The organism is Nocardiopsis sp. iso_238 (assembly GCF_056173325.1).
On record NZ_CM149668.1, the window covers coordinates 5,718,259 to 5,732,745 of the forward strand.

12 protein-coding genes are annotated in these 14,487 nt (G+C 72.0%); 2 read left to right on the forward strand and 10 right to left on the reverse strand.

Annotated elements, in window-relative coordinates; genetic code table 11:
• Nucleotides 1-13 precede the first annotated feature (13 nt).
• Genes AC0VYL_RS25805 through AC0VYL_RS25830 form a run of 6 tightly spaced genes read right to left on the reverse strand, consistent with a single transcriptional unit; the run spans nt 14 to nt 8,685 of the window.
• Nucleotides 14-1,576 carry a hypothetical protein gene (locus tag AC0VYL_RS25805; protein WP_475481713.1) on the reverse strand — a complete coding sequence of 521 codons (1,563 nt, stop codon included), beginning with the start codon at nt 1,574-1,576 and terminating at the stop codon, nt 14-16.
• Nucleotides 1,577-1,585: 9 nt separating this feature from the next.
• Nucleotides 1,586-2,281, reverse strand: coding sequence for an FHA domain-containing protein (locus tag AC0VYL_RS25810; protein ID WP_475481714.1), 696 nt, complete (start codon nt 2,279-2,281; stop codon nt 1,586-1,588).
• Between the two features lie 8 nt (nt 2,282-2,289).
• Complete coding sequence (locus AC0VYL_RS25815) at nt 2,290-3,639, reverse strand: vWA domain-containing protein (RefSeq protein WP_475481715.1); 1,350 nt, start codon at nt 3,637-3,639, stop codon at nt 2,290-2,292.
• Complete coding sequence (locus AC0VYL_RS25820) at nt 3,623-4,936, reverse strand: PP2C family protein-serine/threonine phosphatase (RefSeq protein ID WP_475481716.1); 1,314 nt, start codon at nt 4,934-4,936, stop codon at nt 3,623-3,625. The genes AC0VYL_RS25815 and AC0VYL_RS25820 overlap by 17 nt, the downstream gene beginning before the upstream one ends.
• 17 nt (nt 4,937-4,953) lie before the next feature.
• On the reverse strand, nt 4,954-7,431 hold the full coding sequence (locus AC0VYL_RS25825; RefSeq protein ID WP_475481717.1) for a serine/threonine-protein kinase: 2,478 nt from the start codon (nt 7,429-7,431) through the stop codon (nt 4,954-4,956).
• Complete coding sequence (locus AC0VYL_RS25830) at nt 7,432-8,685, reverse strand: hypothetical protein (protein ID WP_475481718.1); 1,254 nt, start codon at nt 8,683-8,685, stop codon at nt 7,432-7,434.
• 209 nt (nt 8,686-8,894) lie between these two features.
• Here AC0VYL_RS25830 and AC0VYL_RS25835 point away from each other — a divergent pair, with 209 nt between their 5' ends.
• On the forward strand, nt 8,895-9,092 hold the full coding sequence (locus AC0VYL_RS25835) for a helix-hairpin-helix domain-containing protein (protein ID WP_378739030.1): 198 nt from the start codon (nt 8,895-8,897) through the stop codon (nt 9,090-9,092).
• On the opposite strand, the gene AC0VYL_RS25840 is transcribed toward AC0VYL_RS25835, so the two are convergent.
• Together AC0VYL_RS25840 and AC0VYL_RS25845 are read right to left on the reverse strand one after the other, a co-directional pair.
• Nucleotides 9,089-9,634, reverse strand: coding sequence for an AAA family ATPase (locus tag AC0VYL_RS25840; protein WP_475481719.1), 546 nt, complete (start codon nt 9,632-9,634; stop codon nt 9,089-9,091). The two genes, AC0VYL_RS25835 and AC0VYL_RS25840, sit on opposite strands and share 4 nt — an antisense overlap.
• Nucleotides 9,635-9,757: 123 nt before the next feature.
• Entirely contained in the window at nt 9,758-10,915 is a 1,158-nt protein-coding gene (locus AC0VYL_RS25845) for a macrolide family glycosyltransferase (protein WP_475483578.1), read from the reverse strand.
• A gap of 214 nt (nt 10,916-11,129) precedes the next feature.
• Between AC0VYL_RS25845 and AC0VYL_RS25850 the strand changes: the two genes are divergently transcribed.
• On the forward strand, nt 11,130-11,444 hold the full coding sequence (locus AC0VYL_RS25850) for a putative quinol monooxygenase (RefSeq protein ID WP_475481720.1): 315 nt from the start codon (nt 11,130-11,132) through the stop codon (nt 11,442-11,444).
• Nucleotides 11,445-11,459: 15 nt separating this feature from the next.
• Here the strand turns inward: AC0VYL_RS25850 and AC0VYL_RS25855 are convergent, their stop codons facing one another.
• Together AC0VYL_RS25855 and AC0VYL_RS25860 are read right to left on the reverse strand one after the other, a co-directional pair.
• A complete protein-coding gene (locus AC0VYL_RS25855) occupies nt 11,460-12,305 on the reverse strand; it encodes an HdeD family acid-resistance protein (RefSeq protein WP_475456775.1) in 846 nt (281 codons plus the stop codon).
• A 223-nt stretch (nt 12,306-12,528) separates the two neighbouring features.
• On the reverse strand, nt 12,529-13,815 hold the full coding sequence (locus tag AC0VYL_RS25860; RefSeq protein WP_475456777.1) for a citrate synthase: 1,287 nt from the start codon (nt 13,813-13,815) through the stop codon (nt 12,529-12,531).
• Nucleotides 13,816-14,487: the final 672 nt, after the last annotated feature.

Consider the following 14,487-nt stretch of genomic DNA (forward strand, 5'->3'; position numbering starts at 1 on the left):
GCGCCCGCCGGGCTCACCGGTACTCCGCCAACCGGGGTCGGACCCCCGCCACGACCAGGGCGAACAGCGCCAGGGCGCCGAGGGGCAGCCCCCAGACCCACGGGGACAGGAGCGCCTGACCCTTGCGGATGCCCTCCTCGTACTCGTTCCTGTGCGTCTCGGCCAGGGTGTCCAACGCGTCCTCGTGCTGGCGGAACAGCCCGTCCTCGGTGTCCGCCACCTCCATGCGGATACCGATGGCCCCCGCCGAGTCACCATCGGCGGCGGCCGCACGCATGCGCTCGTCCGCCTCCTGGACCGCGACGAAGGTGGTGAGCACTCTCCCGAGGGAGTCCTCCTCGCCCTCCAGCAGCGCCTCCTGGGCGTTCCTCCCCAGATAGCCGAGGGTGCCGGGGTCTCCCTCCGGGTCGTCCTTGTCCGGCCCGCGAGGCCCGGGCAACGCCGGATAGGCGCCCGGGATCTCCCCGACCGCCCCGTAGTAGTTCGGCAACGTGCGGACGTTGCGGAACAGCACCTGCTGGGCCCGTTCCAGGTACACCTGTTGGTAGGTGTCGGCCCTCTCGTCGTCGATCAGGTACCGGCTCTGGTCGGCCTGCATGTCGGTGGCGATCGCCCCGGCCCGGGAGAGTGCCATGGCCGGGTCCAACCCGTCCTCCTTGGCGGCCACCTCATACCTCTCGCTGCCACCCAGTGCCAGGACGACCCCGGTGGTCAGCATCACCGCACCGGCCGTCGCCACCAGCAGGGCGACGTTGAACCGGCGACGGAAGCGCACCCGCAGGTAGAGCTGGAGGGCCAGGAGCGACCCCACCGTCACCGCACCGGCCGCGCCGACCCACGCGCGCCCGGACGTCACCGCCAACCGACCCTCCTCGTGGCTCTCGCGCACGATCGCCGACGACTCCAGCCCCAGGTTGAAGGCCTTGGGCAACAGTTCGGTGTGCATCAGTCGGGTGGCGTCCCGGTACGCCGCGAGCGCTTCGGGATCCACCTCGCCCGGCGGGGCCCCCGCAGCATCGTTGGCCTGGAGCGCCCGCTCGACCTCCTGGTGGTAGGCGCCGAGGTTGCTGAGGAGCGCGTGGACGTTCCTCTGGCCGTTGTCAGCGGCCCCCTCACCCGCGTCGTCGCCCGCCTCCCCCTCGACGGCCCCCTCACGCGGGTCCTCGCCCCTCGTCAGGGAGACCACCTCCAGGAGGACCTCGTCGGCCCTCTCCCGGTTGAGGTCGTAACGAAGCTGTGCGGCGTCGCGCCCGGAACCGAGGTCGCGGTCGGTGCCCATGAGCAGCATGTCCGCCACGCTGGCGTCCATGGCGGCCAGGTTCAGGTAGAGGCCCGTGGTGTTCAGGGCCTGTTGTCCGGCGCCCTCGCCCAGGACGGCCAGGCCGTCACGGGCCTGGTTGAGGGTCACCGTCGCGGAGCCGAACAGTCCCGCGACGGTGACCACGCACAGCAGCGTCAGGGCCCACACCCGGGCAGGGGTGGTCCGCGCCGACGCGCGCACGCGCGGCCACCAGGCGCGGGTCCGCCGTCCGGGGGCCGGTGCGGGCGTGGGGTCGTGCTCGGGGTCGGGGGGCATCAACGGGGTTCACCCCTTCTGGATGATGATGACGGTCCATGCGCCGACGTAGATCCGGTCGCTGTCATTCAGGGGAACCTCCACGTGGTGGGGGATGGGGTTGGCCGTCCCGTTGATGGTGGTCCCGTTGGTCGACCCGGGGTCGAGGAGCGACCAGGTGCCACCGGGGCGAGCCAGCAGGATCGCGTGGATGTGGGAGATCGCGGGGTCGCCCCCGGGCCCGCCCAGGTCGATCTCGGGGGTGAACCCCCTGGACTGACTGCGCCGTCCGACGTGCACGCGGTCGCCCTGGAGGCTCACCCTGCGCGGCCTTCCCCCTGCGGGGAAGGTGATCCGGCTCGGGTCGAGCACGCCCTGGTTGACCATGTACTGGTAGTAGGCGGGATCGGCCGCGACGACGGCACGCCAGCGCGCGCCCGGGGCCGCGCCGTCGGGCGCGGAGCCCGGCCGGTGGTGGCTCCCGGACTGGGAGGCGAAGTCGTAGCCGCACTCCTCGCAGAAGCGGCCCGCCCGGGAGGTGCCGCACTCGGGGCAGGGGCCTCCACGAGTCGTCGGCCGGGGCCTGGGGGGCGTTCGGAGGGGTACGGGCGGGGTCGCGGTCGGGGGGTTGGTGGGGGGCGGCGCGAACGGTGCCTGGAGGCGCAGTCCGCAGGTGTCACAGAAGTCGTCGGCCGTGGAGTGGTGCCCTGATGGGCAACGCGGCATGGTCCCTCCTACCCGGGTCCTGGGTCGCCGCCGGGTCCCGGTTCGCCCGGGTGGGGTCGGGTCCGTACGGTCCGGGTCGAGTTGGTGTCGAGGGTCATCTCGTCGACCTTGTCGACACTGGGCCTGAGCCGGACCGTTCCGGTGGCCGCGTCGACGACGTCGACCACGCGGCCGAGGAGCCTCGCGGTCTCCTCGTTGCCCGACTCGTGTGCGAGTGCGACGGCGCGGCCCAGCCTGGTGGTGGCGGTCGCGTCGTCCCCCTCGCGACGGGCGTCGAGCCCGTCCTGGATCGCCTGGGCCAGTTCGACCTGGCCCGTGTAGTGGGCCACCCGGGGGTTGATCTCGGTGGCCCGGTCCTCGTCCGACGTCCATTCGGCGAGGATGTTCCCGGAGGCGAGGACCTGGTCCTGCGCGCCGCCCTCGCCGGGCAGCACCACCCGGACCCAGCCCGCGCGCAGCTGGCGGCCGGGGTCGCCCGGCGGCACCTCCACGCACACGTGGTAGTCGCGGCTCTCCGTCCCCCAGGAGCCGGTGGGGTAGTCCCCGGACCGCGCGACCCGCTCCACGGAGCGGTGGGTGAGGTCCTGGACGGTGGGCGCGACCTGCTTGACGTAGCGCACCACGGCGTTCGGCGGGGTCCACAGGCGCAGCGCCACGTCGGCCACCGCCTTGCCCATGGAGGCCTGGGCCATCGCCCGGAAGTCGGCCTCCAGGTCGGCGGGGTCGGCCACGATGCCGGGGCCGCCGCCGAGGAGCGCGGCGTCGACGCGGCGCAGTTCCTCCACCTTCCAGTCGGTGCCGACGCCCCGGCAGTCGCACACGAAGCTGCCCGCGACCCGCTGGAGGACCCGCTCGAAGACGTCGGGCACCTCGTTGTTCTGGCCGTCGGTGAGCAGGATGGCGTGCCTGATGCCGTCGCCCGCGGTGTCGAAGAGCTCGGCCGCCCTGAGCAGCCACGCGCCGATCCGCGTTCCGCCGTCCGCGCGCAGCCGTCCCACGGCCGCCAGGGCCTCCGCCCTGGTCGTGGCGTCCGCCTCCGCCAGGCGGGCGCTCTCGGGGTAGATCATCTCCGCCTCGCGGTGCCCGGCGACCACGGCGAAGCGGACCCCGTCGCGCAGGGTCTCGACGGCCGCGCGCGCCGCCCGCTTGGCGGCGTTGATCTTCTCGCCGTACATCGAGCCGGAGGTGTCGACGATGATCACCTCCGAGGCCCGCACGGACGCCCCCACGCGCACCGGGCTGTTCGAGGCCACGCTCACCACGGCGTGCACCTCGGTGCCGCCCAGGGGGAGGTACGGGTTCTGGTCGACCTCGACGCGGAACCCGGGCCCGGCGGTGCGTTCAGACCCGTTCGGCACGGGGACCCCCTTGGTCGGTGGGCACGGGGATGACGACGACGGTGATGTTGTCCTTGCCTCCGGCCTTCAGCGCGAGGCCGACGTAGGAGCGGGAGGCCTCCCACGGTGCGCCCGACGCCCCCGGCACCGCCTCGGCCAGGTCACGGGCCTCCGGGTAGTAGTTCCAGAGGCCGTCGCTGCACAACAGGATCGCGCCGGGGCCGGTCGGGGTGACCGTCGAGATGTGCGCGTCGATCTCCCCCGAGTCCGCTCCCATCCAGGCGATGAGGGCGTGGGCGTTGGCCGAGCGCATGGCCTCCTCACGGGAGAGTGCGCCCATCTGCACCATCGCCTCGCTCCAGGAGTCGTCCCGGGTGAGCAGGGCGGAGGCGCTGGAGGCGGGCCCGCCGGAGATCCAGTAGGCGCGGCTGTCACCGACCCAGCCGACCGTGACCGCTCCGGTGCGCGGGTCGACCACGGCGGACACGAAGGTGCAGGCCGGCGCGGAGCTGGGAGAGTCGGCGATCCCGGCCACCGCCTCGGCCGCGCGGGTCATCGCCGTGGCGGTGGCCTCGCGCGGGTTGGCACCCTGGCGCACGCGTTCGACGAGCACGGTCGCGCCCGTCTCCGCGGTGACCCGGGACGCCTCGTCGGAGCGGGGGGAGCTGGAGACCCCGTCGCAGACCACGGCCACGACGGTCCCGGCGGCGTGCGGGGCGTCGTCCTCGACGACCCGGATCGCCATCGCGTCCTCGTTGCGTCTGTGCCTCAGACCCCTGTCACTGACCCCGAAGGCGCGCCGGGTGCGCACCTCGACGTGGTCCCGACCGGTGGGCTGGAGGAAGCCGCACTTCTCGCAGTACCCGTCCACCACCCGACCGGGGCACCACACGCACGGGTCGGGGCCGTCCGCGGCGACCGGGTCGCCGCCCTTCGCGGGCGTCGGCCGGGCACGGGCCGTACCCGGCGGGGGTGACGGTACGGCGGACACGGAGGCCCGGACCACCGGCTGGGTGGTCAGGGAGTCGGGCCTCTCGGGGACCGCGCCGTGCAGGCTCACCTGCGGCGCGGTCGGCGCTCCCTCCGACGGGACCAGCCCGGGTCGTTCGATCGTCACCGTCTCGTCCTCCGGGGAGACCTCCCTGCGGAAGGTCCCGGACATGCTGGCCTGGGGCGCGGTGGGGACGCGGTCGGGCGTACGCCCCTCCCCCGCTCCGGAGCGCACGTCGGCCGGGAGGGTACGCCCGCAGCCCTCACAGTAGAGGTCGCCCTCCGAGACCGTGTCGGCGCAGGCAGGGCAGGTCCGTACCTTGGTCATCGCCGTTCCTTCACTTCTCACAGCAGTGTCACGGGGCGGAGGGAGTTCGCCCTGTCGATCAGCTCGTGGCGTTCCGCCTGGTGGCTGGAGCGTTGGGCCAGGGCCCGGTACCGCCGCTCCAGGTTGGCGCGGACGCCCTCCTCGGTGAAGTCACCGCCGAGGAGCGGTTGGTCCCCCGGGCCCGCGCCGCCCGCGCGGAGCCAGCCCAGGGCCGCCTCCAGGACGCGGGCGGCGAGCCGGTCGGCGGACTCGCTGTCCAACCCGATCCGGTCGAGCCGTTCCCCCGCGCGCACGTGGTCAGTGCCGTCGGTGGCCCCCGTGGCGAGCGTGGCGATGAGCGCGGTCTGCGCGTGCACGTACAGGCTGGACAGTTCGGGCACGGCGTCCAGGACCCGGATGGCGGCGGCCCGGTCGCCCTGGGCCAGCCTGACCCTGGCCAGGCCGAAGGCGGCGCTCACGTACGAGTGGTCGGTGGACCACACCGTGGAGTACTGGCGGGCGGCGGTCTCCAGGTCCCCGGTCCGCTCGCATGCCAGCGCCAGGCCGAGCTTGGGCGCCACCTCCCCGGGGAGGTGGTCGTAGAGCTCGTCGAAGTGGCCCCTGGCTCCCTCGAAACCGCCCATGCTCAGCTCGGTGACGGCGAGGTACCACATGGTCCGCCAGTCGCCGGGGGCCGCCGTGCTGAACTGCTGGAGCGTGTCCAGGGCCTCGTTGTGCCAGCCGACCGTGATCAGGGCCCGGACCAGCCTCAGCAGTGTCTCGGGGCTCGGGGCTCGGGCGGCCCGCAGGGTCGGGATGAGTTCGGCCGGGGACATGCCCTCGAGGCTGCCCAGGAGCTGGGCGGCCGGGTCGGCCTGGTCGATGAGCGGGGCGGGCAGCAGCCTGGCGGACTCGCCGGGCGGCGGCGGGCTCAGCATGCGGTCGGCGTCGTGCCTCCCCACGCCCGAGACGAGGGTGAAGCTCTCGCCGCCGAAGAGCACCGAGGCCGCCGGGTGCGGGGCGCCCTCGACGTCGGACAGGACCTCGCGGAGCACACCGGTGAGCTGTTCGGCCATGTCCCCGGCGTCGTGGAAGCGTGCCTCCGGGTCGATGCCGGTGGCCCGGCGCAGGAAGCGGTCGTAGGACTCGTACCGCTGGAGCAGGGGCACCTCGTGCCGGGCCGGGATGCTGTGCGGGTACTGGCGCATGAAGCTGAAGTGGAAGCTGAGCACCGCCAGGGCCCGGCCGACCGAGTAGAGGTCGGCGCTCACCGTGGGGCCCGGTCCGCGCAGCTCGTCCTCGGGCACCCGGTAGCCGGGGGTCGTGTAGACGGGGCTGAGCGTGTCGTCCATGCGCCGGACGCCGCCGAGGTCGATGAGCTTGATCAGCTCCTCGCTCTGGATGACGTTGTCCGGCTTGAAGTCGCAGTAGAGCAGGCCCCTGGAGTGCAGGTAGCCGAGGGCCCGCAGACACTCCAGGCCGTAGGCGATCACCTGCCCCAGGGGGAGGACCTCGTCGGCGGATCCGTTCTCCCGGCGTTCGACGAGCAGCTGCCGCAGGGACTTGCCGCCCACGTACTCCATGACGATGTGGCCGCCGGGGATGCCGGTGCGCGGGTCCGGATGCTGCGAGAAGTTGATGATCTTGACGATGTTGGGGTGCTCGACCTCGGAGAGGAACGCGCGCTCCGCCGCGGCCGCCTTGTGTGCCTCGGCGTCACCGGCGTTGAGCAGGCCCTTGAGGACCACCCAGCGGTTGTTGACGTTGAGGTCCCGGGCCAGGTAGATCCAGCCGAGGCCGCCGTGGGCCAGACAGCCGACCACCCGGTACTGGCCGCCCACCACGTCACCCGCGACCAGCTTGGGAGTGAAGGAGAAGTGGGTGCCGCACTGGCGGCAGAACCCCTCGGTGCGGCCCGGCTGCTCGCCGCGCGACCGGCCGACCCTCTCGGAGCAGTTGCCGCAGAACCGGTTCTTCTCCGACACGACCGGGTTGGTCATGATCGCCTCGGAGGGGTCGTGCGTCGGGACCAGGGGGACCCGGATCAGACCGGCGCCGAGCATGCCGCGCCGGGCACCACGGCCGGAGCCGTCGCCCTCGGCCGCGGACGTTCCGAGGGTTCCCGAGCCGGACGGGCCGGACCGGCCGGACAGGCGGATGTCACCCGAGCCGATCGGGTGGGAGTGCACGGTGTCGCTGCCGGAGCCCCGTGAGGAACCTCCCGAGGAGGAGGCCCCGGACGTGGGTCCGGAGGTGGGACCGGACGACGCGCGGGAGCCACCCGAGCGCCGCCGCGGGCCGGGCGCGCGGTGGGGCGCCCCGAAGGAGGGCTGGGTCCGCTCGTCCCGGGGGTCCGGGGTCCAGACGGCGTGGCCCCGCGCGACGCCCACCGGCTGGCGGGGCGCCGACGGGTCGGGCGAGGAGGACGCACGTACGTCCACGGGAGCCAGGCCGCACACCACGCAGAAGCCGTCCTCGATCCGGCCCTCGCAGTCGGGGGAAGTGCACATCGTCATCTAGGTCACACCACCATCAGTCTCGGCGTCAGACGCTCCGACGCCGGGTGTGGTTCTGTCCTCCGGGGTCTCGTCTCCCGAGAGTTCGCCGAGCGACCTCTGGTAGGCGTTGAGTGCCCTGGTGGCCTCCCTCAGGTCACAGGGGGCCTTCCACAGTTCCCCGTGCGCGCGTCCGTGGAGTCCGGTGAGCCGTTCGTGCTCGGCCAGGCGGAGGCGGACCGCGCGGGCCCGGTAGGAGTCCAGGCGGCCCCGGAGCTCGGCCCGGCGCGCGAAGAGCTCCGACAGGTTCGCCTCGCACCCGTGGGCGGCGTCGCTGGCCTCGTGCACGGCGTGCTGGACCCGGCCCAGGCGGGCGCCGAGTTCCCGCCAGTCGCTCCGGGAGCGCAGGACGTCCATCTCCATGAGGGCGGCGCGCAGCCCCGGGACCGGGTCGGGGACGTCGGCGGCCACGGGCTCGGAGATCTTCGCGACGACCCTCGCGCGCAGTTCACGGGCGTGCCGCAGGACCTGTTCGACGTCGTCGATGGCCGAGACCAGGTGGGCGACGCTCTGGGTGTAGGAGTCGCGCATCCTCAGCGCGTCGCGGAGCTCGCCCCGGGTGCGGACCAGGAGTCCCCTCAGGTGGCCCAGCGACGAGGTGTCCACGCGGGTGCCGACGACGAGGGAGAGCGGGTCGCGGCGGACGGTCTCCCCCACCCGGAAGAGCTGTTCGCGCAGCTCCTCGTGCTCGTCCTCGTCCAGCTCCACCTGGTCGGAGAGGGTGCAGACCTCCTGCCACATGTTCTCCAGCTCCGCGAGCCGTGGGTGCAGGACGTCCCAGGCGGTCTCCACCGCGGAGATGACCTCCGTGGCGGCCTCGTAGTCGGCCGACATCCGCGCGACGGCGTCGGCCGTGGTGATGCGTTCGGTGTCGGGGTCGAGCAGGCCGCGTTCGGCCAGGGACCGCGGCTCCAGCGACAGGGTGACGGATTCGCCCCTGAGCAGGAAGGCGAGCTCGTTCTGGGGGTCCTCGCCGCCGAGCTCACGGACGTGGTTCGCGCGGTCCAGCACGAGCGCGAAGGCGTCGTGGACCGTCCACAGCCGGTGGAGGCGGACGTCGGCGCGCTCCCACCGCTCGCGGGTCCCGCCCACCAGGTCGGCGTCCCTGAGCAGCCGGTATCCCACGTGCTGCTCCAGGTCCGCGAGGCGGAGCCTGATGCGGTCCGCCTCGCCCCGCACGCCGTTGAGAGCGTGGTCGAGCACCTCCCAGCTCATCGGCGTCGCACCCGGCTCCGCGTCCCACCCCACCCGACGAATCACCTCCAGCGGACCGTGAGCCGCTCCGTCATCTCCTTTGGTCTAGACAAGAGTGTGGCCGCGCCCTTCCGGAACCACAAGGGACTCAGGGTTTTACGGCCACGAGCGGCCACAAACGCAACACACATGTCATCTCAGGCATCCCATGCGATGGGTACGACAACGGCATGGACAGAACAGAGGAAGAGTTCCCCGGTATCGGCGCCCCGGCCCGCAGGGCCCTGAACCGGGCCGGGTACACGCGTCTCGAACAGCTGGACGGCGTGAGCGAGACCGACCTGCTGCGACTGCACGGTATGGGCCCCACCGGGACCGACATCCTGAGCGATCTCCTGAACGCCCGGGGCATGTCCCTGGAGCCCTAGCGGTCCGGCGCGGCCAGGTGGTCCAGGAGGAAGCGGGCCCGGTCGACGACGGGGACGCGGGGCAGGGTGACCAGTTCGTACCCGCAGTCCGGGTAGGCGGCGCACATCGCCTCGAAGGTCCGTTCGGCCTCCTCGTGGGACTGGTGGCGCTCGGCGTCACCGGTGAAGATCTCCGGCCAGGGCGGCGCGACGAACACCGTGCGCCGGTAGCGGAACCTGCGGGCGGCCTCCCACAGGTGGTCGGGGACCGGCAGCCCGCGCAGACGGTGGTAGCCGACCAGGTCGGGCACGCCCCGGTCGCACAGGACCAGCCCGTCGAGCCCGGCGGCCTCGCGGTGCGAACGCATCTCCCAGGCCAGCATGAGCTCGGCGAAGAGGGCGTCGTCCCGCCAGGCCAGGCCGGGGCCGTCGATCTCCCGTTGGTCGCGGATGATCGCGCGGCCCGCCTCGACCGTGCGCCGGTGGCCGAGCCCGGCCAGGTGGTCGATCAGCGTCGTCTTGCCCGAACCCGGGCCGCCGGTGACGACGACGAGGTGGTCCATGGTGGTTCCTCCTGGTGAGCGCGGCCGGTGAGGAGCGGCCGCGAGGCGGACGGAGTGGAACGACACGGCGGTGCGCCGGGCCCGAGGGGGCGCGGCGCACCGCCGTGACGGAGGGGGTGGGGGCTACGCCGTGACCCCGGCCTCGGCCTCCACGAGGTCGGCCGCGTACGAGGTACCACCCTCCCGGAGGCGGGCGCTGATCGCGGCCAGACGCGCGGCCACCTCCGGGTCCGAGGTCAGCTCCAGCAGGGCGGTGCGCAGCGCCTCGGCGGTGGCGTCGGCGGCGTCGATCCGGCGGGCCACACCGGCCGCCTGGAGGCGGTCGGCGTTGTCGAAGCCGTCGGTCGCCTGGGGCACCGCGATCATCGGCGTGGCCGTGTACAGGCCCTCGCTGGAGCCGCCCATCCCCGCGTGGGTGACGAAGGCGTCCGCCTGGCGGAGGACGTCCAGCTGCGGCACCCAGGGGTGCACCTCGACGTTGGCGGGGACCTCCCCCAGCTCCTCGGCCTCCACGAACCGGCCGACCTGGAGCACCACGTGCCACCCGGGCAGGTCACCGAAGGCCCGGAGGCACTCACGGTAGAAGGCGGGCAGCCGGGTCAGAGCCGATCCCATGGACACCAGCAGCACCCGCTCGGCCCCCTCCGGCCGCCGCCAGGTGCCCTGGTCCTCACGCGCCCCCAGGCACGGTCCCACGAAGGTGACCGTGTCCGGGACGGTGTCGGCGAAGGGCTGCATCTCGCGCGGGATCAGGGCCAGGGCCCGGTCCGGGGCCCCGGCGAAGGTCGCGTGGTCCAGCCCCGTGACGCCGTTCTCGGCCAGCCAGGCGTCGAACTTCGCGAAGTGCTCGGCCGCTCCGGGCAGGCCGCGCAGCCACGTCATGACGGTGTCCCCGTGGTCGGCCCAGGCCACGTAGGTCGGGGAGAGCTGGACGGAGGGAACACCCCATTCGAGGCCCAGGACCCGTGCGGCGTACCCGCCGATGTCGTACAGGAACAGGTCCGGCCGGTCGTGGTCGTAGGCGTCCCGCAGGACCGGCAGCGCGTTGATCGCGTCGTCGAGGAAGGTGTCCATCCCCTCGACGGGATCCTCGGACCACTCCTCGTCCCCGGTGGGCAGCGTGGTGGTGAAGCGGACGAGTTCGGCGCCGGTCGAGGCGATCAGCTCGCCGACGCGGTCCACGGGGTCGTTGGCGTAGGTGACGCGGTGGCCCCGGGCGACCAGCTCCCGGATGATCTCCAGGCTGGGCAGGACGTGGCTCACGGCGGGGACGCCGACCATGGCGATGTGAAGGCGGCGGGTCAAGGTACTTCTCCAGGGGTCGTCTACGGGTAGGCCTGAGGGGCGCCGGTCCCCTCGGGGGGCGGCGCGGAGCGTCGGGGACGCCCGGTCCTAGCCGTAGATCTGCTGGAAGTACATGCGGCCTAGGCTAGGGCAGCCCTCCCCCGGGCGTCCAGCGCCTTTTCGAGGCGCCCCCCAGCAGGAAGGGCCCCACGTGTCCCCGTCCCCCGTCGTACTGGTCATCTCGGTCCGGGCCCTGCCCGGCCGCCGCGAGGACTTCCTCGCCGGAATCTCCCGCAACGCCGCGCACGCCCTGCGGGGCGAGCCCGGATGCCTGCGTTTCGACGTGGTCGGCTCCCCCGACGACCCGGACGCCTTCTGGGTGTACGAGGTGTTCGCGGACGAGGCGGCGCTGGCGGAGCACCGGCGGAGCCCGCACTTCCTGGCATGGCAGAAGGAGAAGGCCGCGCTGGTCGTCCCTGGTAGCCAGGTCGACCGGCGCGGCCCCCTCCTCGTCAGCGGCGGCTGAGCCGCTCCGTCCCTCCTACGGGGTCCCGGGGTCGTTCCGGCCGTCCTTCGGGGCCCGGTGGCGTCCCGTGCGGGGCGCGGCCGTCTCGTCGTCCCCGGGCTCCTGCCCGGTGTCACGTCCCTCGCCCCGGTAGCCGTCGGTGTAGCCGCCCGCGTACCCCTCGTCGAACGCGCTCACCGGGCGGTCGGCGTCACCGGTGGCCTCCGCTCCGGGCCGCTCGGCGGCCTCCGTCCCGTCCTCGGCGTCGTCGGCGTCGTCGAGGCCGGCGTCCGCGACGGTGTCCTGCTCACCGGTGGTCACCGCGCCGTCCGAGGCACCGCGCAGCTGGAAGCCCGCGACCGCCATGACCACACCGAACACGATGGCGTAGACACCGACGACCAGCATGATCGCCTCGGCGCCCGCCAGCGGCCAGAACCACATCAGCAGGCCGAAGATCACCGAGAGGGCGCCGACGAAGATCAGCAGCCACTCGGAGCTGATGCGGGCGCGCAGGCGCACGGCGGTGACGATCTCCGCGACACCGGTGACGATCGCCCACGCACCGATCAGGAAGACGATGGCGATGACCGCGGCCATCGGCCAGGTGAGGGCGAGCAGACCAAGGACGATGCTCAGACCGGCCTGGACGCCCAGCGGCATCCGGCTCCCCGGGGCGGCGCGGTAGGCGGTGAACGCGAGCGCGACCCCGTCCACCAGAGCGAAGACACCGAAGATGATCGCCAGGGCGAGCAGGCTCGCGCCCGGCCAGACGAGGGCCACCAGACCGAAGACCACCGCGAGCACACCGCGTACGACCAGGACCCACCAGTGCCGGCTCAGCTCTCCGAGTATGTCGCCTGTCAACGCGTACCGGACCATGACCAGGCCCCCTTCCTCGTGTGGGTCCCGCGCGATGCGGGGTCACCCTCTGCAACTTCCCTCAACGTCGCATACGGATGACAGAAAGTACGCAAAATACACGGAAAGGGAAGTTCTTCACCTGGCACGAGGTGGTGCGGAGTACGCGCCGAGTCGGCCCGGACACACGACCGCCCGCCCTCGTCGGTGACGTGGGCGGGCGGTCGGGGCACTGCGGCGGGGGCTACCCCTGGCCGGGGTAGCGGCGCTCGGCGGAGCCGACGTAGTGCTGACGCGGGCGGGCGATCCGGAAGGCCGGGTCGGTCAGCTGCTCGCGGTAGTGGGCGACCCAGCCGGGCAGGCGGCCGATGGCGAACAGCACGGTGAACATGTTGCTCGGGAAGCCCATGGTGCGGTAGATGACGCCGGTGTAGAAGTCGACGTTCGGGTAGAGCTTGCGCTCCGTGAAGTACGAGTCCTGGAGCGCGGCGGCCTCGAGCTTGAGGGCCAGCGCGAAGAGCTCGTCGGGGTTGTCGTGGCGGTCGAGGATCTGGCTGGCCAGAACCTTGATCTCCTTGCTGCGCGGGTCGAAGTTCTTGTAGACCCGGTGGCCGAAGCCCATGAGACGCATCTCGCGGGCCTTGACCTTCTCCAGGAAGTCCTCGATCGAGATGCCCGAGTCGCGGATCTCCTCCAGCATCTCCAGGACGGCCTGGTTGGCGCCGCCGTGGGAGGGGCCGGACAGGGCGTTGACGCCCGAGGCGACGCTGGCGTAGATGTCGGCCTTGGAGGAACCGACCACGCGCACGGTGGCGGTGGAGCAGTTCAGCTCGTGGTCGGCGTGCAGCACCAGCAGCATGCCGACGGCCTTGTTGAACAGCTCGCCGAGCTCACCGGTGGGAGCCTTGTCGCCGAAGGTCATCCGGATGAAGTTGTCGACGTAGTCGAGCGAGGAGTCCGGCTCGATCGGCGTCTCACCGATGGAGTTGCGGTAGATGCGGGCCGCGATCGTCGGCAGCTTGGCCATCAGCCGGATCGTGGCGAGCTCGACCTGGTCCTCGTCGTCCGGGTCCACGCTGTCGTCGTAGTACGCGGCGAGGGTGTTCACGGCGCTCGCGATCAGCGACATGGGGTGCCCGTTGCGGGGCATCGCGTCGATGAAGGCGCCCATCTCGGCCGGGATGTCGGCGTTGTCGCGCAGCTTCTCGGAGAACTCCTTGAGCTGGCCGGGCTCCGGCAGCTCGCCGTAGATCACCAGGTAGGCGGTCTCAAGGAAGGTGCTGTGCACCGCGAGGTCCTCGATCGGGTACCCGCGATAACGCAGGATGCCCGCGGCCCCATCGATGTAGGTGATCTTCGAGCTACACGAAGCGGTGTTGCCGAACCCCGGGTCCAGGGTCGTCATACCGGTCGACCCCAGCAGGGTCTTCAGCTCGATGGTGCTCTCACCCTCGGTACCGGTGAAAACCGGCAGCTTCAGCACGCCGCCCTCGTAGTGGAGCTCCACCGTGCGCTCTTTGTCATCGCTCATGCCCGAGGTCAACCTTTCCAGGCGGGGGATACGTGAGGTGCGTCAGACGCGAGGCGATCCGCCGCCGCGACTTGTTCACTCGTTATTGTTCTGTTTTGTTAAACGACGGTTAAGCAAAATCATATAAGTTTCACCGATTCACGAACAGGTGACATGCAACACATACCCAGACGTGATCAGAATTACCACCGAGTGAAGATTTACAGACTTTGCCGAACGTCGATAACGCCGTGATCGCCCTGAGACTTCACGGACGCCGGCGGGGTTCTCCCGCCACCCGTCCCTGGTCTCCTGAACCGGTCCCCTGGGCGCACCGAACCCCACGCGGGACGCACGTGGGCCCGTCCTTCGGCCCGCACTTCACAGATGCGGACATACCCGAACAGAACTCGGTGCGGCCAGGTGTTCGAACACGCCCTAGCGGCCTGCTATCAGAGTACCTTCGCCCTGATCACAAGGGCTGAGGCGGGGCACCCCCGACTCGGTGATCTTGGCCTCTGCCGCCCCGGTCCGGGTGCGGCGGCGACTCGGCGGGCGCCGTCCCCCGGCGCTCCGGGGACCTCGGTATGTGCCCCGCGCACGAGAGTTCACACTCTTCCCCGACGTGGTATTCGTCCCTCTCGTCACGTCCGGGCCGAGGGGCCCGAACGAGGCACCGCGAATGGCGCACCG